Source organism: Pseudalkalibacillus berkeleyi, from assembly GCF_021608225.1.
GTDB lineage: Bacteria > Bacillota > Bacilli > Bacillales > Fictibacillaceae > Pseudalkalibacillus > Pseudalkalibacillus berkeleyi.
The window spans coordinates 459,118-482,940 of record NZ_JAKIJS010000001.1; the positions used below are offsets into that span (position 1 = coordinate 459,118).

The following is a 23,823-nucleotide window of genomic DNA, read 5'->3' on the forward strand; positions in this document are numbered from 1 at the left end:
TGAATGGTAGATTTGAAAGAAGAAACCGAACAAACTACTTTACCTAGGTTAGGATCGACTGCACCAGATTTTTCTGCAAAAAGCAGTCAGGGACCGATAAAGCTTTCTGGATATCGAGGGAAGTGGGTTGTCATGTTTTCCCATCCAGCCGACTTTACACCTGTATGCACAACGGAGTTTGTCGCATTCCAAGATATTTATAGTGAACTTAAAGAAATGAATACAGAGCTAATCGGTTTAAGCGTTGATAGTGTGTCTTCACATATCGCTTGGATCCGTAATATTGAAGAGAAATTTGATACGAAGATAGAATTCCCTGTGATTGCGGACCTTGACCGGAATGTCTCGACGAAATATGGGATGATCATGCCTGATGAAAGTCAGACAGAAACAACAAGAGCTGTATTTGTCATTGACACACAACAGAAGGTTCGATCAATCATCTACTATCCACTGACAACAGGGCGAAATATGCAAGAGATTTTACGACTTGTCAAAGCACTTCAAACAACTGAAGATCAAGGCGTTCCTACCCCTGCAAACTGGAAACCGGGTGAAGATGTATTAGTTCCACCACCTAAAACACAGGAAGAAGCAGACGAACGAGAGCATAATGATGATTACGAATGTATAGATTGGTATCTTTGTAAGAAAAAAGCGTAAGTGAAGAACATGCTGCATGTAAAGGTGCAGCATGTTTTTTGATTTGTAGAATTTAGTTTATCGCGTTAATTACGAAACCCCTCAACTTTCATATGTGGGCTTCGCTTCTTTAGTTCCGATATAAAACGGTCTTGTTCTCTTGGTGATACTTTCACACTACCTAGCAATCCAGAATGATAATGGATTTCGATTGCATCCATTGATGTTAGCAAACGATATCCCGAGAGGATTTGTCTTGTCGGTGATACTTTTGTGATGTCTTCATAAGCGATGCGGCTTCTAATTGGACCAGCTTTTACAAAAAGGTGATTTTCTCTGAACACATATTGAATGGATATAAGCGTCCATAATAGCAAGCCGACAGTTAGGATGAATAGAGATAGTACAATCAGTGTGTTATAAGGTTTTCTACCACTTTCAAAAAATAGTGGGAGTAAGAAAGACACTAATATGATGATAAAAGTAATGGAAATGATTACCCTAAATGTTTTATCATATTTTGTTTTAAATTTCATATGAACACCTCCAATGATTAGCTCTTCATTCTATTATAGGGAAGTTTATCCAATAGTGAAAAGAGGAATAGTCATAACGTGAGGCTTTTCGCTTATACATATACTTGAGAAAGGTTATAAAAATTTCTAGATTAAAATTATTATAAAAAGATATTGATTTTTAAATGAGAAGTGATATCATTGGTTTTGTACTAAATAAAAACACGAGGTGATGTGTAAATGGATTCAAAAAAGAAGTTGACGACAAGCTGGGGTGCGCCAGTTGGGGACAACCAGAACTCGATTACAGCAGGTTCTCGCGGTCCGACACTTATTCAAGATGTACACCTCTTAGAGAAGCTCGCACATTTTAACCGTGAACGTGTTCCTGAGCGTGTTGTTCATGCGAAGGGTGCCGGTGCACACGGATACTTTGAAGTAACGAATGATGTTTCGAAATATACGAAAGCAGATTTCCTATCAAAAGTAGGTAAACGTACGCCAATGTTCGCCCGTTTTTCAACGGTCGCTGGTGAAAATGGATCTGCAGATTCTGTACGTGATCCTCGTGGGTTTGCTTTGAAATTTTACACAGAGGAAGGAAACTATGATCTCGTAGGAAATAATACGCCGGTATTCTTTATCCGAGATGCGATCAAGTTCCCAGATTTCATCCATACACAAAAGCGTCATCCGAAAACACACTTGAAGAACCCGAATGCAGTTTGGGATTTCTGGTCACTTTCTCCAGAATCACTTCATCAGGTGACTATCTTGATGTCTGACCGAGGTATTCCAGCTACATTCCGTCATATGCACGGTTTTGGAAGCCACACCTTCAAATGGGTGAACCAAGATGGGGACGGTGTTTGGATCAAGTATCATATCAAGACACAGCAAGGAATCAAAAACCTAACAGAAGAAGTCGGTACGAAAATTGCGGGTGAAAATCCGGATTATCATACAGAAGATCTTTTCAATGCGATTGAAAAAGGTGACTACCCTGAATGGAAGGTTTACGTACAGATTATGCCTTTAGAAGATGCGGATACATATAAGTGGGATCCGTTTGATGTTACGAAGGTCTGGTCTCAGAAGGATTATCCTTTGATTGAAGTTGGTAAAATGGTGCTTGATCGCAACCCTGAGAACTACTTTGCGGAAGTAGAGCAAGCGACGTTCTCACCAGGGGCACTCGTACCTGGTATTGATGTGTCACCAGATAAGATGCTTCAAGGTCGGTTGTTTGCTTATGCGGATGCACACCGTTACCGTGTTGGTGCAAACCATAATGCGTTACCAATCAACCGTCCGAAAAATGAAGTGAACACATATCAGCGCGATGGGCAAATGCGTTTCGACGACAATGGTGGTGGCTCTTCTTACTATGAGCCAAACAGCCTCGGGGGTCCAGAGGAAACGGAAGAAGCAAAGCAAGCTGCCTATCCGGTTTCGGGCGTCGCTGAAAGTGTAGGTTATGATCATAATGATCACTATACACAAGCAGGTGATTTGTACAGATTAATGGATGAGGGCGAGCGTGAACGTACAGTACAAAACATCGTCGGTGCGATGATGCCAGTTGAATCAGACGACATCAAGCTCCGTCAAATCCAACATTTCTATAAAGCAGACCCTGAGTTTGGTGAAAAGGTCGCTAAAGGGCTTGGACTGTCTGTACCACAAGAAGCTCGATAAATATTAGGAAGCTATATACACTCAGCGCTATGAATCCGTAGCGCTGAGTTTTTTGATTGATCGTTATTGTAGACAACGAATGAACGAGCGCTGTTATAATAACTTTAGACATGACAAAGTATGTTGATGAGTTTTCCATATGGGTCCCTTACATAGAAACGTTTGACCCCCCAGGGTTCTACGACTGGTCCATACTCTATTTGAAAACCGGCATTTTTCATTTGTTTAAATGCCTCATCTAAATCATCAACCTCAATGGATAGATCAGGAGTCGGTGTGTCAGACCCACCTTGAATGGCGAAACTGACTTGTATTTGTGATTGACCTTCTGTACCATATGTTGCAATCCACCCATGGTTCATCAGTTGGGTAAGTCCCAGTACGTCCTCATAAAAGGAATCTGCTTTTGTAATATCCTGTGTTTCAATGTTGGGGACAATCCTTAAAACTTTCATTATGACGCACTCCTTTAACTTTAATTTTGTAAAAAGAGCGATCGCTTTACGGCGAACGCCCTTTTGGTTTTACTAATCTTGAATGATTTTCATTTCTTTGAGAATTTCGTATGTGATGTTTGAGGCTGTTGTTCCAGAAGCATTGATGTTCGTGACGAAAACATAAGCTCCTTGTTTGTTTTCCACGAAACCTACAAACCAACCTAAACCAAAATCAGATAACCTAGTGCCTGTTTTCCCATAAACCACATAGTTGTCTTCATCCTTTTGGATCATCATCCGTTTTACAGTTTTCATGTTTTTCTTTGTGAAAGGTAGTTCTTCCTTATATAGCTGTTCCATGAAATCAGCTTGTTGGAACGGCGTCAGTTCAAGTGAACTATTTAACCAGAATTGATCGATTCCACCAGAGATATCCTCATTTCCATAGGAAAGATTACTTATCCAAGTTTGCATATTTTCGTTTCCGATATCTCTTGCCATTGCTTGATAATACCAGATGACTGAATACCGCATTCCTGATCCTAGCGTGTGATCTTCATTCCAAATTTCAAATTGTCTTTCGATGCCATCCCATCTCTTTACATCGTATTCGTCACGAACAGCGCCAACCTCCAGTCCAATTAGTGCATTGGGAACTTTAAAAGTAGATTCAGGAGTAAAAAGGGTATCTGCTCTTTCACTGTTATAAACATACATTTTGTTATTATTGAGCTTCTTTAATATGAAGGTTCCATCGTGATGGCTGAAAAAGTGGCTTAGATCAATCTCTTTCGTTTTTTGATCCCCGTTGGTGCTCGTTTTGGCATTCGTCTGAGGTGTTGTACTTAGAATACTGATTAGGAAAAATGTAACGATAAACCATATCATTTTTTTCATTTTACTCGCCTCCACCTACCATATTAATAAGTGGGAGTGAATATAGAAAAAGGCAAATCTCCTATTTATCTAGCTCGAAGGAAAAACACATAGACATAAAGTCACGATCGCCGATTAACATGGATAAATATTATGAGGAGAGAATAAGCATAATGAGGTGTATTCTTTATCGAAAGGAGATGATGGAGTATGCCTTTTTGGGGTTGGATCATTCTCATTATTGGTTTGTTGCTCCTGTTTGGATTCATCTACGACAAACGGTCAAAGCACAAAAGAAACATAGGCCACTACAGCATGAATGAGGATACTAAGAATAAAGCTCAACTCTATAAGGAAAAAAATCATTTTAATCATTTTTTCTAAGTAATAGAGCGATTACTTGACGAAGTAATCGCTCTTGTTGTTTGTTACACTAGGGTTTTCTGTAAATTCCACTCAAACCATCTGCCGTGTCCGTCTGTTTCCCCAATTGTATTCGTATATTCTTTCCCATCCAAATAGTAATCGAGATGAAGTTGACGATCCCACATATTGTTGTGGAGATGGAAGACGTCTCGTTCCTGTCCAATTGCCTTGATTTTTTCTTCAAGGGCACGCTTTGAATCTTCCGGAATTTGATTGGCAACGTGCGTGTGGAAGATACAGATAGGTGTATCCTTTGGAAGCGAATCAATCACCTCAGGTAGTAGTGCGATACCGTCCCCCTCAATCAGTTTGACTGGATCTTCGTTAAAGCGTTTCGCAGCATTTTCAAAAAGGTCCAAACGCTCTTGGTGCTCAGGCCATATGAGTGATTTCAGCCACAAATAATCGTCTGTATCACCTAAGTCGCTAATATGTAAGTCCAATCCGACCTTTGAGACAACTGGCGGACTTTTTTTAAGGAATGAAGGATTGTGCTCACCTTTAATTTCAGAGGTGATATGGACATCGGATTGTGTATCTCCATAAATTTCATCCGTCCCATAGGAATATTGATATTTGTCCCATAAAAGTTGGAGGCCTGCACTAGATCCTATCTCAATCATTGAAAGTGGTTTCTGGACTTGTTCATAGATATAGCAAAAAATCGGATAAAGGTATGCACAACGGCGAACTTCATTCGTCTGTACCAATCTTTGCTGTAGGATGGTAATCATCTCATCCCTATGTAATTCACAAAAATCCTTCAATTGATCAAAAGATCCTTCAAGTCCTTTCGGTTTATCCGTTACACTTGGATAATAGTCTTTAAGTGGATGATTACTTCCTTTTAACAAGAGGTAATGAACCGCACCTAAGATGAGGTTAGGAACAGGTTGACCTTCTTGAGCGTAAGAGGATAGTTCAAGCATTTCATCATCTTCGGAAATTTTAATTGAAAGATATTCATACAGTGCGCTTGATCCGCTACACTCCATGCTCGCAAAGTTCTTGAATCGTTCTGATAGTTGAGCAGTATTCATGAAAGTCCTCCTTGTAGTACCAGATATGATAAATAAAGACAGCCTCTGTATAGATTACATAGTCACGTGACGAATTCCTGCTCGTTCATTTTATTGCTGTTCATGTACTTTCAAATAAGTTTCGATTTCTTTGTTACGTAATTTTACCATTTCGTCATTTAATGTTTAACTCTAGGCATTTAGGTGAAAACGTAGGTTACGAGCGTGTACAAAAAACTAAGATGAGTGGGGACAAGCTATGTTTGAATTTGTAGTTGAGTTTATAAAAGAATATGGGGTCTGGGGCTTACTTATTAGTGTTGCATTGGAAGCTTCTTCATTACCTTTTCCAGGGGGACTCGTCACGTTGACGTTCGGCTATTTCTTGAACCCTAGTATCAGTGAACTTTTCAGTTACGGACTCTTAGCGAGCGGTGTATATACAATATTTAGTTTCATACCTTATGGGATTGGCTTTAAGCTTGAGCATAAATTAAAAGAAAAGACGAATACACGAAAAATTGAAAAGGCTCAAAACTGGTTTAAGAAATACGGCAGCTGGAGCATTGCGCTCACCCGACCAATAGGATTAGGAAACTATATTTCATACTTAGCTGGTGGTAGTCGCGTGAAGGCATGGAAATTCGGTCTATTAACATTTGTTGGGATCTTTCCATGGACGGTTACGATGCTCTGGTTAGGGAACAGTGGTAACCTTAAGGCTGTCACGAGCTTCTTAGGAGATATTCAAGTTTACTTGTTAATTGGACTTGCGGTGGTTCTAATCGGTTACTTCTTTTATCGATATAAGAAAACGCAACAGGCAAATTAATAAAGAGTGACCAGTGGAGGTCACTCTTTTCGGATTACAGAAAAAATATTTAAATCAAGATGCCGAGAAATCCGTTGAAGTAGTTCTCCACCAGCAGTGCTGTTTCCTTTCTTGTTAATTGCGGGACCAATGATTCCAATGCCAAGTCGACCTGGAACCGATCCTACAATACATCCACTTACGCCACTTTTAATGGGAAAACCGACCTCTACCGCATACTTTCCAGCTTCGTTATACATACCTGAAGTCATCATGATCGCTTCGATCGTGTTAATGTGGTCCATTGGAATGAGCTGTTCTCCAGTTTTCAAAGAACGTCCTCCATTCGCAAAGAAAGCACCAATCTTAGCAAGGTCTGCCGTCGTTACTTCAATAGAATTAATACGAAAATAGAGGTCAAGCGATTCTTCAATATCATGTGCAATGGCACCTGTACTTTTCATAAAATATGCAAGTGATCGATTTCTGTCGCCTTTCAACTTTTCTGATTCATAGACGTCCTCATTTATCTTCAATGAATTGTTATGCGTGATCTGTCTCAAACGTTTTAAAATTCGCTGGAATTTATCATCTAGATTTTTCCCTTTAATCATGGCCGATACTGCAATCGCTCCTGCGTTAACCATTGGATTAAAAGGCTTCTTCACGTCATGCGATTCGAGATGGCTAATCGAGTTATAAAAGTCACCCATCGGTTCCATGCCAACATTTTGAAACACTTCATCCTTCCCAAAATCATCAAGTGCCATCATTAAACTGACAATCTTGGATGCACTCTGAATGGTAAACCGCATGTCCGTATCTCCTGCTGAATACACGTTGTTATTCAAGTCGATCATACAAACGCCTAGCTTATTTTGATCGGCGGGACTTTGCCCTGGTATATCCTTCACAACTTCACCATCTCTAGAGTAAGGTCTGCATTCTGTTACAAGCTCCTCAAGAAATTCGTTTGTCAGTTTTTCCACAAAAACACCCTCAGTCTAATAGAATCCTTAACAAATAGGATTCCACTTTAACTGCAGTTTGAAACTATAGATTCCTATCATTGTTCCAGCGATTTATGGAATAAAAAGTAACTTCTCGATAGGAAATTGCCTTCATCTTACAGAAGTATATGAAGCGTAGAAAAAGAGGTGGAGTATGAAAAAGAACAAGATACCTGTTTGGCTCGCCATGCTAGTTACAGGAGCTGTCTATTTCGGGGATTGGTATGTGAATCGTGAGGTAGTAGATCGCACTGATTTTCAGGAGGTGGTTGAGTACCAGAGTAATAAAGCTGAGATCATTCAAATGAATGCATATGATCAATATGGTTTTGTGATTACCGAGCATAATGGAACAAAGAATCAGTCTATATTTGAGAGAACGAATGACCACTGGAATCTCAAGGCAACTGCTGAATTGAAAGATGGAATGTGGGGCATTTCAAATACAGAAGATGGCTGGCTTTATTTTGGAATGGTTTACGATTCCTCCGTTACTAAGGTGTTCGTTGGAGAAGAGAAAGCTGAACTTTTCAATGCAGCTGGTCCAACGAAATACTGGCTTTACTTAGAACCGAACAAATATAATTATCCGATAAAAGCAGTAAGAGAAATTGGTAAAGACATCATCATTAAAGATAAATAGGTGGGGATTTAAGTGAAAACAGAAACGATACATAGTACAGACGATGTGTTGAAGATGCTCGACTCCATGCTTCGAGATGAAGCAGCGTTTTGGGATTCTTTTTATGAAAACCGCGAGAAGGAAATTCCTTTCTTCGTCAACGTGCCAGATGAAAATCTCGTAGAATATTTTGAGCGAGGATTGATAAAGCCAGGGAAGGTGCTCGAACTTGGTGGTGGACCTGGTCGCAATTCAATTTACTTTGCTGAACAAGGATGCGAAGTTGACGCGGTCGATTTATCGGAAACAGCGATTAATTGGGCAAAGGAACGGGCCATAGAAAAAAAGGTGGATATCCGTTTTACGAAAGGTAGCCTTTACGATTTTGAGTTTGAAGAAGATAGCTATGATATCATTTATGATTCTGGGTGCTTCCATCATATCCCACCCCATAGAAGGATGACATTTTTAAATTTGATCGAAAAAGCGCTGAAACCTGAAGGCAAATTTGTAATTACTTGTTTTGCAGCAGGTGATATGGGTGCTGAAATTTCAGATTGGGAGGTTTACAGACAACGCAGTATGAAGGGGGGTCTCGGGTATACAGATGACCAGCTTAAGCAAATTTTCAGTAATCTAGAATTAATAGAAATGCGTAAAATGAAAGAGGTTAAACAACCAGCAGATACGTTCGGCGTTCCGTTTTTGTGGACAGGTTTGTTTAAGAAGCGTGGAGTAAAATAAATGAAGATCCGTCCTATTAAAGAGCGAGATGCAAAATCTTTTCTCAATTTAGCCAAGCAACTAGATAGCGAAACAGAATTCATGCTTTTCGATAAAGAGGAACGAAAAACGAGTGTGGAAGAACAAAGAATGAAGATAAAAGGCATTATTCATGACCCTTTTTCCACCATCTTTGTCGTTGAAAAGGATGATCGTCTCATCGGCTACCTAGGTGCAATGGGGAATACTGCAAAACGGAAGAGACATTCTGTTTATATTGCTATTGGAATTTTGCAGGATTGGGTCGGTCAAGGGATTGGGATGCAGCTCTTCCAAGAACTTGAGCGATGGGCGAATGAACAACATATGCACCGGCTTGAATTAACCGTGATGACCAGTAATGAAGCAGGTCTTGCTTTGTATAAAAAAGCTGGATTTGAAGTCGAAGGGGTTAAACGAGATTCTATGAGGGTTCGGGATCGATATGTGGATGAGTATTATATGGCAAAATTGATTGACCAGAGGTGAACATAAATGACAATCAACTACAAAATATGGACGGTTTGCATGATACAAGATGGAGATAAAATTCTATTGATGGATAGGCAAAAGGATGATTTTAAAGGATTCATTCCACCAGGCGGAAGTGTGGAATTTCCTGAATCATTCATGCAGTGTGCCATTCGAGAAGTAAAGGAAGAGACAGGACTGACTGTTCGTAATCTCGAGTTTAAAGGCCTCAACGAATATGTGAACCCGACGACAAACGATCGTTACATGATCTTCAATTACTTAACGCAGGACTTTGAAGGGGAGCTGTTAGAAAACCCGCCAGAAGGAAAGCTGTACTGGGTACCGATTAATGAGGCACAACAACTTCCTATGCAAAAGTCTTTTGAACGGAGGTTTCCGCTGTTTTTTGAAGACGGGACGTTTGAGATCCATGTGGAATGGGACCACGAGCGTGATGAGGAAGCAAGGGTGACGATTAATAAAACATAATAGGTGGGAAACAATTTGATTTACATAAACTTAATTTTATTTGTCATAGTTGCTCTTGTATTGAGGAGCTTTTACAAAAAGAGAGAAGAGGTTGAAGCGCATTTAGGGTGGAAAATCGTAGGATATTACATGCTAGGAATCTTTTCTCTTACGCTGAACGAATGGGCAATCCCTGTTGGTTTCATCGGATTCTTAATCTTCTTCAAACCAACGTTAAATAAAAAAATTAAAACGTACTCAGCCTACACTGGACTTGCCATGTTTGCTTTATCGTTCTTCATCCTCCCTTACTTGGAAGAATCCATTTACGAGTTTCCAAGAAAAGTAGAAGCGAATGGAAGCAATATTTACAGTTTTGAGTTTGAAGAAAACTGGCAGCAGATTAGGGATGAATTTGATATTAACTTCGCTGTACTTAATGGCATTAAATTGGAATACACGAGTGCAGGGAAAATCGAGAATATGCGAGTTGAAGCAGTTGATCAGAGTAATGGTGTGGATCGAATCTATTATTGGATTACACGTAGCGGAGATGGTCAATTTAAAGTGAATCGGTCCCGTTCTGAGTATCAAATAGATCCATACTGGCAACAAGGAATTGAACAAATGACTGTGATGAATTTTTTCCGAATGCTTGATGAGGTTGATTTTCGTGATTTAAGACCAAATCCAGACTCAGAACGGTTTGAGTTATCATCGCATGACTTTATGAAGACGTCTTATGCGGTGAAAGGAAATGAAAAGTTTGCGATTAATGGTAGTGAGGTCGTTGAGATTTCAAATGATCAATTACCAGTATACGGATATATGGTAGACATATGTGAAAATGATGGTACCGAAAAAGGATGTACAGAGCACACCCAATACATATTTGATGCAGAGTTGAATTGGCGAGAAGAGAACCATGAGTAAAATTCATATTATCGGTTCAGTTGGGAGTGGGAAAACGACCTTTGCCCGTAAACTATCAAAACGGTTAAACCTACCATTTTACGAGATTGATAATTTTGTTTGGGACAGGTCTGGTAAAAAAGATGTTCGGTATCCAGAAGAGATGAGAAATCACCAATTTTATGAGGTGATAGCAAAGGATGAATGGATCATTGAAGGCGCACAGCATATTTGGACGGGAGAAGGGTTTAAACGTGCTGATCAAATTCTAATGCTGTATCCGCATTTGTGGGTGCGGAACTACCGGATTTTAAGACGCTTTGTCCGTCAAAAAATAGGACTTGAACAGTTGAACTACAAGCAAACCTTTCCTCATCTCATGAAGTTGTACAAGTGGAATTATCAATTTGAAAATCAAACGAAAGATGAGTTGCTTGAGCTATTTGAACCTTATAAAGAGAAACTAGTCATCATAAGGAACAATTGGGAGTTAAATTGTTATTTCTATGCAAAGTGTAAACGATGAATTTTATTCCAGCGGCAATAGTTGCACTCAGATTACCGATTCTCATTGATATTCTCGTGTTCATCGACATGTATAAAAGATTTGTTAAGAAGGTCAACATCACTGCATTCTACACGCCATTTGATGAGATTATGGGCCAAACGGAAGTTAAGTTTCATGAAGAACAACAGTATGTTTATAAAGAAGATGAAGAACAAGGTGACGATAAAGATAAAAATAAAAAGCTTTTTAAATAGGGTTAGGATTAGGTTTGAAAAGGAGTATGGGATGAAGAGAGCGCTCATTATTCTTATGTTAGTGGCTTTGTTAGGCTGTAGTGGTGAGGAAGTGATGCAACCCGACACACCTGTAAAAGCGTCAACTTTAATGAAGCACAGCATGGATATTCAAAACTACGAAGCATTTCAACGATTGTTTTTTGAAGAAGCGAAAGGAACAATTTCTAAAGAGGAATTCGAAAAGCTTGGAGGTCTCACAGCCGAAGCGACAGACTACCGTGAGCATATGCTGCTTACTTTTTCGAATGGCGAAATGGTATTAGTAGAATTCGCTCCCAAGCTTGAAGAAAAAGAAGATTATCAAATCGTGAATGTCATTCCAGTACCTGAAGACGTAAAGGCATTCTTTAATTCGTATCGAAAGTGAGATGTGGTGAAAGCACTTTGGGAGCATTGAGTGCTCGGTAGTGAGGATATTGGTATACGGAGCACCTAAAGAGGTTCAATGAGTGCTCGGTAGTGAGGATATTGGTATACGGAGCACCCATAGAGGTTCAATGAGTGCTCGGTGGCGAGGATATTGATTTACGGAGCACCCATAGAGGTTCAATGAGTGCTCGGTGGCGAGGATATTGATTTACGGAGCACCCATAGAGGTTCAATGAGTGCTCGGTATCGAGGAAATTGATTTGAGGAGCACCTAAAGAGGTTGAATGGGTGCTCGGTATCGAGGAAGTTGATTTACGGAGCACCTAAATAGGTTCAATGTGTGCTGGGGTATTAGAGGAAAACGATTTGACTGAAATAAAAAGGAATTCCCTACCAGTTAGCGAACATAACAGACAGGCTATAAATATCGCGTTTAGGAGATGAAAGAATGAGAGATGAAAGATTAATTCAATTAGCAAAGACACTTGTGAATCACTCGATCGAGTTAAAAGAAAATGAAAGAGTCATGATTACAGGTAGTGTGCAGGCAAAGCCATTAATGAAAGAAATCATAAGAGAAGTACATCGTGTAGGTGCAGAGCCTTTCTTGGATTTAAGAGATGATGAACTAATGGTTGAGGTAGTTAAGAAGTCGACAAAATCTTCTGCCGAAATTCAACGGAACTGGTTAGAACGAAAACTAGAAGACCTTGATGCATTCATTTTCGTTCGGGCTGTTGAAAATGATGCTGAAATGTCCGGCGTACCCTCTGATATTTTACAAGAATACGGAAAAGTTATTCGCAGTGTAAATACGGTCATTATGAACGAGCGCAAATGGGTACTGCTCAACTATCCGACACCTGCCGCTGCTCAAAAAGCGAAGATGGGTACAGAACAATACGAGGATTACTTGCTTGAGGTATGTAGTGTTGATTATAAAAAGTTGGCTGAAAAGCAAAAGCCTCTCGTTGAATTGTTAGAGCGAACAGACAAAGTACGCTTGGTTGCTCCAAATACAGATTTAGCATTTTCAATTAAGGATATTCCAGTTATCGCAAGTCATGGAAAGCGGAATATTCCAGATGGTGAAGTATTCACCTCTCCAGTAATAGATAGTGTAAATGGAATGATCAGCTTCAATACCCCATGCCCTTATAGAGGGATTACGTTCAACAACGTATCACTCACGTTCAAAGACGGAAAGATCATTGATGCGACGAGTGACAACACGGAAAAATTAAATGAAATACTCGATTCTGATGAAGGAGCACGTTATGTAGGTGAGTTTGCAATCGGACTTAATCCACTTATCAATGATCCAGTTGGAGATATTTTGTTTGATGAAAAGATTAATGGAAGCATTCACTTCACACCAGGACAAGCTTATGAAGATGCGGATAACGGCAACCGTTCTATGGTCCATTGGGACATGGTACTGATCATGAAAAAAGCATTCGGTGGTGGAGAAATCTACTTCGACGATCAACTTATCCAGAAAGATGGGATCTTCCAACCAGCAGAGCTCCAAGGACTGAACCCAGAACAACTCTTGAAAAAAGAAGAAGAAGTAAAAGTATAATCATCAGATAAAAATACAATAAAGTTGCCTTAACAGTTTTACTGCAGAGGTCAAAGCGAAACGCACTGAATTTCTCAAATGAAATTCACAGTGCGTTTTTAATTGTTATATCAAAGATTCCTTAGATATTGATGATAAATAGCATATTCGTACCGTGAAAATGGCGAAAACCAATTATGACGGATAGAAAGAAGCTGCTAACAACAACTTTTAGCAATGTTATAACATGCTTGGAAGAAAATAGTGAAATTGAAGATGATGACTTATTTGTAGGATTATCAGCAACATCTTACGTAATAGGGCTGAACCATTTGCTGGTTCAGCCCCTTTTATATTGCATTGATATCGATTAGCGTACAATGTAAAATATGGAAAAATCATTTTCGTGGGTTATATGTAGCACTATTCTAGGATAAAGACCGGCTACTTTATTATTTGTTCCAATAAGAAGTGAAAGTAGGTACATATGAAAAAAATACTTATAATCGGTTTCACTCTTTTTATCGTTACTAGCATTTTATTATTTGGACCTTATCAATTATACCCAGAAATCAATGAGGAAAAAGCTCTTAAGGAGTTTATTTCAAAAGACCACAAGTTTAAGGGGCATAAGGTGATAGATATTGACTACAAGGGAAGCGATACCTATTTTGTTCAAACTAGAGCAGGGGAGCAAATTAAGAGCTTTATTGTGATGAGATACGAATCTTCTGTAATGAATGGTCATTGGAAGGTATTTGAAGAAACATCTAAGGAACAGTATTATTAAACTTACCGTTATAAAGAAAGGAGAAATCTATGAAACTTCTTGCTGCAATTCTATTGCTTGTTAATTCAACCATTTTCGCGCTTTGGTTGATGAATGCACAATATTTATTTTCATTTTGGGGTGTCGTTGTTTGGGTGACATCTATAATTGTAGGGATTTTGGTTTATAAACGCCTAATAGGTTCAACAACTCTTTTAAAAAGAGTCTTAATAGCGTCAAATTATCTTATGATTTTTTTATTCGCTTTAACGATTGCCATTCAATTCATTACAAGTTCTATGCCATAGATGAGGAGGAGACATGTTAATACTCGAATTGATATCTAATCCTGCCTTTATTATCACATTAATCATCGTGACGATTATATCTTCTATTCAAACTTATAGATATAAGAATAGGGAAAAAATAGATGAGGGATTCTCATTAATTTATTATAAGCTCAGTTATCGACGCAAGTTGAAACGTTCGATTTGGACTAATAGTATCATTGCGTTGTTATTTACTATTACTGCGCTAACTTTGGACATGGATTTAACATCATTCTTACTCATCTTGTTTTTGATCTTTCTTCTATCTTCTGTTGAAATAGCTTATAACTATCGGATGTGGAGACGGAAAGAACAATAGAAATATTATAAACGAGTGAGAGGAGCATAGTTTTGATACAAATCGTCTTTTTAATTATTCTAATTATTTCTTTAAGTATGATTATTAAGAATCAGCGAACGATGAAACACCAAAATGAATACATCATTGAACTTTTGGAAGAGTTTAAGTACAAGAGATAGGGAGATAGAGAACATGTATACATATGAATCTTTTGAAATATTAGGGGCTTTTACGTTGCTACGACCGGTATTCATCACATTTTTAGTAATCTCACTCCTGTTATTTGTAACCGTCTTATTACCTAAACCAAAGACAAAATTTCTGAACTTATTTACGGTCATTTCAATTTCAATCATTTCTTTAATTGTTTCTACGCAAGTTCTTTATTATGATGCGATTATTGTGGATGAGATTGGACTTGGTGGAGACGAAGTGACCACTTATATGTACATTATAGTTGCGGTATTTAGTATTATTAACCCGCTCATTTACTTCGTTCGGAAATAATGAAGGAGTTTTTAGATGAAGAAAAGCACGAAGATCAGCTTTACAGTCATTTATATCATTTTAATTGTCGGGATCATTCAATTTAATTTTGATGAAAATTATCTAAACGATTATATTGGATCGTATTTAATGCTCGTCTTGATGTTGGTCACAGCTGTACATACAATTATGAGAGAGCGCTCAGAAGGTAAAAAGAAAAATCTCTATATTTGATGCATTATATTTAGTAGCTGTCGTTGGTCTAATCATTTGGTCAAGTATTAAGTTCTATTCGATGTAGGTGAGAGACTACTTATTTTTATGCATAAGAAAGAGGGGGTTAAAATGAAGCGGGTCGATGTTGTTTATTCGCTTATTTATGATGAGAAAAGGAACAGTGTGTTAATGGTACAAAATAGTAAGCGAAACGATTGGTCATTACCTGGTGGAGCAGTTGAGGAAGGGGAAACACTTACAGAAGCAGCAGTTAGAGAGTGTAAGGAAGAAACAGGTTTAACAATTGAAGTAGGGAATATCGTGAGTGTGAATGAAGCATTCATGAAAAAAGAGAGCCATCATGCGTTATTCATTACATTCGAAGCGAAAATCATTTCTGGTGAAGTCTTGATTCAAGATACAGAAACGATCTCAGATGTACAATGGATGGATGTTGAAAAGGCGAATGAGTTGATGCCTTATCATGAAAATGGCATAAAGGAACTGCTAAGTTCATCCATTCGATATGAATTCGAAGGCTTGAAATAAAGGAAATCGTGCAACGTATTCTCCACACCTAACAGGGATTTATGGAAATGAATCGAATGTAGTATTAAGCTTTAGTATTACATTTCGGATCAACTCAATTGGGGAGGGGAATTCTTTTCATGATAGAATTATTAGCTCTCATATTATTCTTAGGTAGTTGGATCCTGTTTTATCGGAATAAAATGAATAACCGACCAAATTTGAAGCTTGGGCTTACGATGGTTGGTGTTTCGATCTTTTATTATTTCGCCGGCATTGGATGGGCGTTCTTTCAAAAAAGTAATGAAATCGCTACGGGGGCAATTATTTTTTCACTAGGACTCCTCGGTAGTAGCTTCATCATGCTAATTTCTCACTATGTAACTACGACTGTTAGGAAGAGAGGATCGAAGTACTTTTGATCTTTTCACCTATTGGACTAAAGACTACTCTAAACGCACTATTTATATCATTTCTCCAAACACGACATATGTCGTGTTTTTTCGTTATGGAAAGGAGTTCGATTTTTGAAAAAGAATGTAAGAAAAGAGAAATATTACAGGAGGGATATTATGCGAAGCAAGAAGAAAATAGCGATGTTGTGCAGTACCGTTCTATTGTCAGCAGGTTTAATTAGTCCCACCTTTGCTGATTCTCCAAATAAAGGCGCGCAAGCTTCGGAGAACAAAAATTATTCTACCTCTGCTTTTATTAGTCACGATGAGTTAAGCAGGAGTCTCGAACAAATCGAGAAAACGAGTAAAGGGACAGTTGAGGTTGAGGTAGCTGGTCATTCCAATCAAGGAAGGGAAATTTACACGGCCACAGTTGGAACGGGTGACAAAGTGTTATTACTACAAAGTGAAATACACGGGAACGAAAAAACAGGAACAAGAGCATTGTTGAACATTCTTAAGCATTTAGGATCCAACAATTCCCCAGAAGCGGAATATATACGAGAAAATGTAACGATTGTTGCCATGCCAATGATTAATCCCGATGCAACTGAATTGAATCGTAGAGGAAATGATCTGTCATGGAGTGAAGTGGAGGAAGCATTCCCTCAATTAAATGGTGTCACACCATCTTGGAATTACTATACTTATCAAAATGAATACTGGGACTATGCATCGAATCCAGGATTTGATGTAAACCGTGATTTTAACCCTAATCTTGACTACATGCCTCAGCCAGAGGATTTTCCAGGCAAATCTGAAAAACCGGGTTGGTACATAACGCCGGAAGCGCAGACTGTTCGTGATGTGTACAAAGATCTTAAGGAACAGTTTGGAACAGTAGATGTATTCGTTGATCTGCATCACCAAGGTGTTTATCAAATTGAAGGTAGTGGTGAGCCGGTAACACTATCTCTATCAGGACAATTTGTTCCCGACTCGGAAGCGACAGAAGGTGGGAAATACGCTGAATATGCAGATCAATATAACATCGATCTATCTAAACAATTAAGCGTAGCTGCCTATGATGCTTTACAAGAGATGGGAAATTCTCCATTCGCTAATATTTCCTTGTATCCGCAAGAATTAGATCTTCCAGGTACAGCACTCGGTGCATTCGCATTAAATGGGAGCGGAACAGTTTTGTTTGAGGTTACTGGACAAACACAAAGCTACGGGCAAAAAAGAATAGGACAACTCGTGAAAGCGGTAGAAACGGGGCTGTATGGAATTATAAACGGAGTAGCATCTGATGGTGTATATGAAATCAACACGGACAGATACGACGACATCCCACTTACAGACCGCAGCCAACAATACGGACATTAATATGGAAAAAGGAGCTCCCCAAGATGACTTTAATAGTTCACTATTGGGTGCTCTTTTTTTATTAACTCCTGTTATGCACAATAAAATCGATATATGCACGATAATCTTGATATATGCACGATAATCTTGATATATGCAAGATAATCTTGATTTATGCACAATAAATTCGGTATATGCACGATAATAAACAATTTTCAACTAAACAAGTTTATCCTAAGGAAACCAAATCCAGGAAAGCTGTTTAAAAAAAAGAAGGTTTTAGCTGGGAATGTATTGAAGGATTTGGGATGACCTCAATCCTATTTAAAGGAGATAATGACCTTGAATCCTAGAATAGAAGTTTTACCTGAAAAGAAATTGGTTGGTATGAACATGGAGATGTCATTCAATCAGGATCGAACGCCTGAACTTTGGGGATTGTTCATGCCGAAGCGTAGGTACGTTCAAAACCGAGTAGATGATAAGTTTTACTCTATGCAAATATACGATGGTTTATTTCGTTTCAAGCAATCTGATCCAAACCGTGCATTCCAAAAGTGGGCTGCGGTTGAGGTCACTGATTTTACAAGTGTGGAGAATGACTTTGATACATATCTTTTACAAGGCGGAAAGTATGCTGTCTTTATCCATAATGGTCCTGCGCATGCGTTCATGAAGACTTTCTCATATATATTTGAAACATGGTTACCAGCATCGGAATATGAACTCGACAACCGTGAACATTTTGAGTGCATGACGGAAGACTATCATCCTGCTGATCCTAACGCTACAGAGGAAGTTTGGATTCCGATTAAATAATTTTACACGTAAAAAGGAGTTTTGTATGAAGTTAATCAAGCAATCTATTATTGGATCCGTTGTCTTACATATCATTTATTTTGTAGGTATGATGATCATCGGGTATTTTAAAACGGTAAATGTACAACCGAATAGTGAGAGCGCGATTGCACTAGAGAATGAGGTAGCATTTGGAGCTACTATTGCTCCATCATTTTATCTGGTTACATTTATTAGTGCTGCTGTTCTTTGTGGTGTATTATTGTTTTCATATCAACGTTTTTTAAAGCGATAAATGACAATCTAATATAAGGGAGACCAAAGCTCATGCCGTACATTAATGTTCAGATTACTAAAGGTGCAACTCGCGATCAGAAGGAACAGATCGTGAAAGAGTTTACGGATACGATGGTAAATGTCCTTGGTAAAAATCCAGCGCACACTCACATTGTAATCCAAGAAATAGAAGAGGAGAACTGGGGCTTTTCAGGAATGCTAACGGATAATTTTAGAAAGAACGCAAAGTGAATAATGAAATAGAAAATGTTACTCCTATTAGAGGGGTAACATTTTTTACATATTAATGAGCGATATGCGAATTAAGGTTTTTAGGAATACCCGCTTAGGGTATAAAGTGATTAGGGTGCAATTGAATGAATACATAGCGATTGTTTGAGAACTTATATAATTGAGGTGATTATGGTGAGCGACTATAAAGAAAACAGCTTAACCCTGCCTGGAGCGATCGGTTTAGGTACTGGCGTCATGATCAGTGCTGGTATTTTTGCATTACTTGGACAAGTAGCAGAACTTGCTGGGATTTGGTTCCCTCTCATTTTTATCGCAGGTGGAATCGTAACCGGATTCAGTGCTTACTCTTACGTGAAAATGAGTAATGAGTATCCATCTGCCGGTGGTATAGGGATGTTTCTGGCAAAAGCTTACGGAAAAGGTACAATAACAGCATCAGCAGCAATGTTGATGGCGATATCGATGGTGATTAACCAAAGTTTGGTTGCAAGAACCTTTGGGACCTATACATTGCAGATTTTTGATGGTGATCAGCCTGGTTATTTAGTGCCTTTACTTGGAGTAGGTTTATTGACTTTTGCTTTCCTAGTCAATATTTCAGGGAACAGCTTCATTCAGACTTTTACATCTATTGTTTCCTTATTAAAAATAGTAGGGTTAGTGGTATTTGCAATTGGAGGATTGTGGGCTGCAGGTTTCTCCTTTACTCCTGCTGAAGGAAGTGGAAGTACACCAGACACCACTGTTGCAGGAATCATCGCAGCCGTGGCATTGACGATATTATCCTTTAAAGGATTTACCACAATAACGAATAGTGGCTCGGAAATTGTTGAACCAAAAAAGAATGTAGGTCGTGCAATCATTGTTTCAATATTAATCAGTTTAGTTGTTTACTTAATCCTAGCGTGGACCGTCTCAACCAGCCTTCCATTAAGCAGGATTATTGAAGCTAGAGACTATTCTTTAGCTGAAGCAGCTAGACCCGCATTTGGGGATTACGGTGTTTGGTTCACAGTAGCGATAGCAATCATTGCAACTATCTCTGGAATTATAGCAAGTGTGTTTGCGGTATCACGAATGCTTGCGATGCTCACAAATATGAAACTGATTCCACATAGCCACTTCGGTATGCCTGGAAAAATTCAAAAGCATACGCTTGTTTATACGATTGTACTAGCGATGGTGTTGACCGTGGTCTTTGATTTAAGCCGAATCGCATCTGTAGGAGCTATTTTATATTTAGTAATGGACATGATTATACATTGGGGTGTTTTCAAGAAACTAAGAGGAAAAGTGAAAGCCAACAAAGGAATTGTACTGACGGCTCTTATACTTGATGCCATTGTGTTGTCTGCTTTCCTTTGGATAAAAGCCAAAACTGATCTATTAATTGTCGGTGTTTCAATTCTATTCATTATAGTGGTCTTTATCGGTGAGCATTTCTTCTTAAGAAGAACCACCCAAGAATAGCATAGGTATATTAAAAAAGACGCTTTTCTAAATAGAAGGCGTCTTTTGTTCGTTCACTACACCTTACGTACTAGCATGATTTACTACTTTATTTCCCTGAATATATACCATTCTCATGATAGATTCGCTTTACTCCTAGTGCGATAATTTTATTAGGATGAAATCTGAAATTTCAGTAAAAGGAGAGTGGGAAAATATGAAGCGTGATAGAAACTTATTTTCGATAGTGATGGCGATGGTACTTTTGATAGGTTTACTTTTGCCAAACAGTCAAGTTAGTGCGACAACTACGGACGGAACTGCAACAATGGATCAGCACTTACTAGAGGAAATGAAACAAAATACGAGCCTGATCAATGTCATTGTTACATTTCATGGTGAAGGTGCTCCGACAAACGAAAACGTAGCATTGTTAAAAACACTAGGTATTAACACTGGGGTTACAATGCAATCCCTTCCAATAGCGGGCGTGTTAGCAACATCACAACAAATTGAGGCTCTTTCAAAAAGGGAAGATGTGCGTTCTCTCTACTTGAACCGAAAAGTAGAGATGTACAACGGCAACGCAACTGAATTAACGGGCGTCAACAAAGTACGAACTGATCAAGAAATGCAAAAAGCGAACGGTGGCTTGCCGGTTTCAGGTAAAGGAGTTGGCGTTGTCGTCAATGACAGTGGCGTAGATGGCACACACCCTGATATGAAATTAGGTAAAAACCTCGTTCAAAATGTGTTAGGTACGACGAATATGGCGAAAACAACTGGACTCACTCCGATTGTTTATCAAGAAGATGTAGTTAACACGGATACGAACTCTGGTCACGGCACCCATGTCGCGGGTACGGTCGGAGGAACGGGTGCTGCTTCATCTGGTCAATATGAAGGTGTTGCACCTGGTGCAGATTTAATTGGTTACGGATCAGGTGGAGGCGTATTAATTTTAGATTTAGTAGGTGGCTTCGATTATGCCATCACAAACCAAAACGAGTACAACATTCGGATCATTACGAACTCATGGGGATCGAATGATGATTTCTTTGCGGATGATCCAGTAAACGTAGCGACAAAAGACTGCTATGACCGTGGCATTACAGTGCTTTTTGCAGCAGGTAATGCAGGTCCTGATGAAGATACACACAATCCTTATGCAAAAGCACCTTGGGTCATTTCAGTAGCAGCTGGTAAAAAAGACGGAACTTTGGCAGACTTCTCTTCACGTGGAACGAGAGGTGTTGGTGAAACGTTTGAAGTGGATGGCCAAACCTGGACGTGGAAGGATCAACCGACTGTAACAGCTCCAGGTGTTGATATCATTTCTGCGCGAACGTTATCTCCAGTCGGTGTCATCAGTACGCATAAAGACAAAGATAACATCCCAGCAGCTTACCTTCCTTACTATACGATGTTGAATGGAACTTCAATGGCAACGCCTCATATAGCAGGTGTGGTTGCATTACTTTTTGATGCAGAACCGACATTATCACCTAATGAAGTGAAGGAAATTATTAGTCAAACAGCAACAAACATGCCAGGGCGTGAGGCATATGAGGTTGGAGCAGGATATGTCAATGCTTACGGAGCAGTAGACCTTGCGATGAATCCGAGCAAAAAGTACGGAGCAACCGTCAATAAGGAACAAACCTTTAATGCGCAAAGCTCGATGGAAGTGATCCGTGAGAATTACGCAATGGACTACAATCCAACTTCTGAAAATGAAACGACTTTTACCGTACAAGATAATCAAGCTCAGCTTGTCGCAAAAATGTATGCTGATGGAGATACTTTTACTGAAGAGGGTGGGAATCCACTCGTCTTCACGATTACAAATCCAAACGGTGAAGTTTACGAATCTGGATTCAATCCAACATACAGTATTGATCTCGTCAATACAATAACGGTTGAAAACCCGGTTGCAGGAGAGTGGAAGCTGAATGTAAATGCTTATCCAGGTGTTGCTGTACCTGAAAAAGTAGTCGGAACATTGACTCAGAAGACGGCAAGCACGATGAATGGATTGACCGATATTGAGGGACATCCAGCTGCAGACGCAATCAGGCTTGGCATTACAGAGCGGCTTTTTGATGCAAAATCAGGAGGAGACTTTTACGCAGACAATTTGTTAACACGAGGCGATCTTGCAAGCTATTTAATAATGGGTGCAGGTATTCGTCAGGTTGAGCAAATAACGGATGATGCGGCAATGGATGCAGTATTTACGAAAGGTGCTGCGTTAAAAGGTGAGTACAGCAACGATGGAGTCATGAGGTCTGAAGAAAGTAATTCAGATTACGTAACCAGAGCAGAACTAGCTTATTCCCTCGTACAAAGTTTAGGACTTCAAGATGAAGCCCGAAGCTTTGAAGGAGAATTGACAGTAGCGTATAAAGGTGAACGACTGGCGATTGAAGATGCAGGTGAGATTCCATCTGAGCTGATGGGTTACGTCCAACTAGCAATCGATTTAGGCATTTTCAATGTAAAGTACACGTCAACTCAAGAACCATATGACTTAGAGCCAACGATTCATGCAACATTCCAACCAGAAGAAAAAGTCACACGAGGTGATTTTGCGGTCGCGATGACACGTTTTATTAACAACTATTAAAAGGAAACGAAGCTGACTTAAGAGGATATTTATTCTTCTGAGTCAGCTTTTTTAATATAGTAAGATCTATTTACAAAATATGCTAAAATGGACGTATACATATCTTTCTAGAAATTGAGGCGGTGAAAGGAGTTATCTATGAATTCATTAAGGGGCTGGATTTTACCTGTGGTCTTTTTAACGGTTTCAATATTACTAGTAATGAAAGGTCTTGAGTTACGTTCATTGGGATCAGATGTAGATGGCTCAGGAATGGGTGTATATTTTCTATTTATGGAAATCAATGATCGGGTACCTGAGCAAATTGTTCCATCATATGCTATGGGTTTCTTGATTGCTAGTTTCGTAACTTTCCTAATTACAGTGGGGTTGTTTTTACGGACCTATTTAAGACCAAGAAGAGTTCAGGTGTTTAAATGATTGCAACTATATTTGGGATTGTAAATCTATTGATAGTTATATATGTCATATTCAGCCTTTCTACAATCAAACATCAATTAAATTTAATTTCGAAACAAATAAACATTAATGAGGAAATGATACAAACCGTAAGTAACGAAGAAATTGAAAAGGAACTAGAAGAAGATCTGAAAAAGTAAGTGTTTAACTAAAAACTACGTA

The 23,823-nt window shown here is 38.9% G+C and carries 32 protein-coding genes; 27 read left to right on the plus strand and 5 right to left on the minus strand.

The features are described 5' to 3' along the window. Positions 1-3 precede the first annotated feature (3 nt). Positions 4-663, plus strand: coding sequence for a peroxiredoxin (locus L2716_RS02430; protein ID WP_236331433.1), 660 nt, complete (start codon positions 4-6; stop codon positions 661-663). 65 nt (positions 664-728) lie between these two features. On the opposite strand, the gene L2716_RS02435 is transcribed toward L2716_RS02430, so the two are convergent. Continuing rightward, positions 729-1,178 (minus strand): PH domain-containing protein, encoded by a 450-nt coding sequence (locus tag L2716_RS02435; protein WP_236331435.1) that lies wholly within the window; start codon positions 1,176-1,178, stop codon positions 729-731. A gap of 219 nt (positions 1,179-1,397) precedes the next feature. Here L2716_RS02435 and katA point away from each other — a divergent pair, with 219 nt between their 5' ends. After that, entirely contained in the window at positions 1,398-2,855 is a 1,458-nt protein-coding gene (gene katA / locus L2716_RS02440) for a catalase KatA (protein ID WP_236331437.1), read from the plus strand. 104 nt (positions 2,856-2,959) lie between these two features. On the opposite strand, the gene L2716_RS02445 is transcribed toward katA, so the two are convergent. The 3 genes from L2716_RS02445 to L2716_RS02455 all read right to left on the minus strand — a co-directional run bounded on the left by L2716_RS02445 (position 2,960) and on the right by L2716_RS02455 (position 5,634). Then, on the minus strand, positions 2,960-3,310 hold the full coding sequence (locus tag L2716_RS02445) for a VOC family protein (protein WP_236331439.1): 351 nt from the start codon (positions 3,308-3,310) through the stop codon (positions 2,960-2,962). 72 nt (positions 3,311-3,382) lie between these two features. Then, on the minus strand, positions 3,383-4,189 hold the full coding sequence (blaOXA, locus tag L2716_RS02450) for a class D beta-lactamase (protein WP_236331441.1): 807 nt from the start codon (positions 4,187-4,189) through the stop codon (positions 3,383-3,385). A 407-nt stretch (positions 4,190-4,596) separates the two neighbouring features. Further along, complete coding sequence (locus L2716_RS02455) at positions 4,597-5,634, minus strand: DUF2332 domain-containing protein (protein ID WP_236331443.1); 1,038 nt, start codon at positions 5,632-5,634, stop codon at positions 4,597-4,599. A gap of 238 nt (positions 5,635-5,872) precedes the next feature. On the opposite strand from L2716_RS02455, the gene L2716_RS02460 reads away from it, so the two are divergent. Further along, complete coding sequence (locus L2716_RS02460; protein WP_236331445.1) at positions 5,873-6,445, plus strand: DedA family protein; 573 nt, start codon at positions 5,873-5,875, stop codon at positions 6,443-6,445. A gap of 20 nt (positions 6,446-6,465) precedes the next feature. Here the strand turns inward: L2716_RS02460 and glsA are convergent, their stop codons facing one another. Beyond that, positions 6,466-7,413 (minus strand): glutaminase A, encoded by a 948-nt coding sequence (glsA, locus tag L2716_RS02465; RefSeq protein WP_236331446.1) that lies wholly within the window; start codon positions 7,411-7,413, stop codon positions 6,466-6,468. A gap of 175 nt (positions 7,414-7,588) precedes the next feature. On the opposite strand from glsA, the gene L2716_RS02470 reads away from it, so the two are divergent. The 24 genes from L2716_RS02470 to L2716_RS02585 all read left to right on the plus strand — a co-directional run bounded on the left by L2716_RS02470 (position 7,589) and on the right by L2716_RS02585 (position 23,801). Beyond that, positions 7,589-8,077, plus strand: a complete 489-nt coding sequence (locus tag L2716_RS02470) for a hypothetical protein (protein ID WP_236331448.1) — start codon at positions 7,589-7,591, stop codon at positions 8,075-8,077. Positions 8,078-8,131: 54 nt separating this feature from the next. Then, entirely contained in the window at positions 8,132-8,800 is a 669-nt protein-coding gene (locus tag L2716_RS02475) for a class I SAM-dependent methyltransferase (protein WP_236337775.1), read from the plus strand. After that, the gene (locus L2716_RS02480) at positions 8,801-9,307 is read left to right on the plus strand and encodes a GNAT family N-acetyltransferase (protein WP_236331451.1); all 507 of its coding nucleotides are present in this window, start codon (positions 8,801-8,803) and stop codon (positions 9,305-9,307) included. Between the two features lie 6 nt (positions 9,308-9,313). Beyond that, positions 9,314-9,781, plus strand: coding sequence for an 8-oxo-dGTP diphosphatase (locus tag L2716_RS02485; RefSeq protein WP_236331453.1), 468 nt, complete (start codon positions 9,314-9,316; stop codon positions 9,779-9,781). A gap of 15 nt (positions 9,782-9,796) precedes the next feature. Next, positions 9,797-10,693, plus strand: a complete 897-nt coding sequence (locus tag L2716_RS02490; protein ID WP_236331455.1) for a hypothetical protein — start codon at positions 9,797-9,799, stop codon at positions 10,691-10,693. After that, the gene (locus L2716_RS02495; RefSeq protein WP_236331457.1) at positions 10,686-11,198 is read left to right on the plus strand and encodes a shikimate kinase; all 513 of its coding nucleotides are present in this window, start codon (positions 10,686-10,688) and stop codon (positions 11,196-11,198) included. Before L2716_RS02490 ends, L2716_RS02495 begins: the two co-directional genes overlap by 8 nt. Then, positions 11,195-11,434 carry a DUF3951 domain-containing protein gene (locus tag L2716_RS02500; protein ID WP_236331459.1) on the plus strand — a complete coding sequence of 80 codons (240 nt, stop codon included), beginning with the start codon at positions 11,195-11,197 and terminating at the stop codon, positions 11,432-11,434. Before L2716_RS02495 ends, L2716_RS02500 begins: the two co-directional genes overlap by 4 nt. Before the next feature lie 31 nt (positions 11,435-11,465). Then, positions 11,466-11,843, plus strand: a complete 378-nt coding sequence (locus L2716_RS02505; protein ID WP_236331462.1) for a hypothetical protein — start codon at positions 11,466-11,468, stop codon at positions 11,841-11,843. A 450-nt stretch (positions 11,844-12,293) separates the two neighbouring features. Next, complete coding sequence (locus L2716_RS02510) at positions 12,294-13,427, plus strand: aminopeptidase (protein ID WP_236331464.1); 1,134 nt, start codon at positions 12,294-12,296, stop codon at positions 13,425-13,427. 466 nt (positions 13,428-13,893) lie between these two features. Then, complete coding sequence (locus tag L2716_RS02515; RefSeq protein WP_236331466.1) at positions 13,894-14,196, plus strand: hypothetical protein; 303 nt, start codon at positions 13,894-13,896, stop codon at positions 14,194-14,196. A gap of 29 nt (positions 14,197-14,225) precedes the next feature. Then, positions 14,226-14,483 (plus strand): hypothetical protein, encoded by a 258-nt coding sequence (locus L2716_RS02520; protein WP_236331468.1) that lies wholly within the window; start codon positions 14,226-14,228, stop codon positions 14,481-14,483. 13 nt (positions 14,484-14,496) lie between these two features. Continuing rightward, the gene (locus L2716_RS02525; RefSeq protein WP_236331470.1) at positions 14,497-14,823 is read left to right on the plus strand and encodes a hypothetical protein; all 327 of its coding nucleotides are present in this window, start codon (positions 14,497-14,499) and stop codon (positions 14,821-14,823) included. A gap of 174 nt (positions 14,824-14,997) precedes the next feature. After that, positions 14,998-15,312, plus strand: coding sequence for a hypothetical protein (locus L2716_RS02530; RefSeq protein ID WP_236331472.1), 315 nt, complete (start codon positions 14,998-15,000; stop codon positions 15,310-15,312). A gap of 15 nt (positions 15,313-15,327) precedes the next feature. After that, a complete protein-coding gene (locus tag L2716_RS02535) occupies positions 15,328-15,525 on the plus strand; it encodes a hypothetical protein (RefSeq protein ID WP_236331475.1) in 198 nt (65 codons plus the stop codon). 111 nt (positions 15,526-15,636) lie between these two features. Further along, entirely contained in the window at positions 15,637-16,056 is a 420-nt protein-coding gene (locus L2716_RS02540; protein WP_236331477.1) for an NUDIX hydrolase, read from the plus strand. A 119-nt stretch (positions 16,057-16,175) separates the two neighbouring features. Next, positions 16,176-16,457 carry a hypothetical protein gene (locus tag L2716_RS02545; protein ID WP_236331480.1) on the plus strand — a complete coding sequence of 94 codons (282 nt, stop codon included), beginning with the start codon at positions 16,176-16,178 and terminating at the stop codon, positions 16,455-16,457. A gap of 150 nt (positions 16,458-16,607) precedes the next feature. Next, positions 16,608-17,819: a M14 family zinc carboxypeptidase gene (locus tag L2716_RS02550; RefSeq protein ID WP_236331481.1), complete on the plus strand. Its 1,212-nt coding sequence runs from the start codon at positions 16,608-16,610 to the stop codon at positions 17,817-17,819. Positions 17,820-18,140: 321 nt separating this feature from the next. Continuing rightward, positions 18,141-18,617, plus strand: a complete 477-nt coding sequence (locus L2716_RS02555; RefSeq protein WP_236331483.1) for a GyrI-like domain-containing protein — start codon at positions 18,141-18,143, stop codon at positions 18,615-18,617. Between the two features lie 25 nt (positions 18,618-18,642). Then, entirely contained in the window at positions 18,643-18,891 is a 249-nt protein-coding gene (locus L2716_RS02560; protein ID WP_236331485.1) for a hypothetical protein, read from the plus strand. A 32-nt stretch (positions 18,892-18,923) separates the two neighbouring features. Then, the gene (locus L2716_RS02565; RefSeq protein ID WP_236331487.1) at positions 18,924-19,124 is read left to right on the plus strand and encodes a tautomerase family protein; all 201 of its coding nucleotides are present in this window, start codon (positions 18,924-18,926) and stop codon (positions 19,122-19,124) included. 174 nt (positions 19,125-19,298) lie between these two features. Then, positions 19,299-20,597 carry an APC family permease gene (locus L2716_RS02570; RefSeq protein WP_329610125.1) on the plus strand — a complete coding sequence of 433 codons (1,299 nt, stop codon included), beginning with the start codon at positions 19,299-19,301 and terminating at the stop codon, positions 20,595-20,597. A 196-nt stretch (positions 20,598-20,793) separates the two neighbouring features. Further along, positions 20,794-23,202 carry a S8 family serine peptidase gene (locus L2716_RS02575; RefSeq protein ID WP_236331491.1) on the plus strand — a complete coding sequence of 803 codons (2,409 nt, stop codon included), beginning with the start codon at positions 20,794-20,796 and terminating at the stop codon, positions 23,200-23,202. Between the two features lie 138 nt (positions 23,203-23,340). Continuing rightward, on the plus strand, positions 23,341-23,622 hold the full coding sequence (locus tag L2716_RS02580; RefSeq protein ID WP_236331493.1) for a hypothetical protein: 282 nt from the start codon (positions 23,341-23,343) through the stop codon (positions 23,620-23,622). Further along, a complete protein-coding gene (locus L2716_RS02585; protein WP_236331495.1) occupies positions 23,619-23,801 on the plus strand; it encodes a hypothetical protein in 183 nt (60 codons plus the stop codon). The genes L2716_RS02580 and L2716_RS02585 overlap by 4 nt, the downstream gene beginning before the upstream one ends. Positions 23,802-23,823 lie beyond the last annotated feature (22 nt).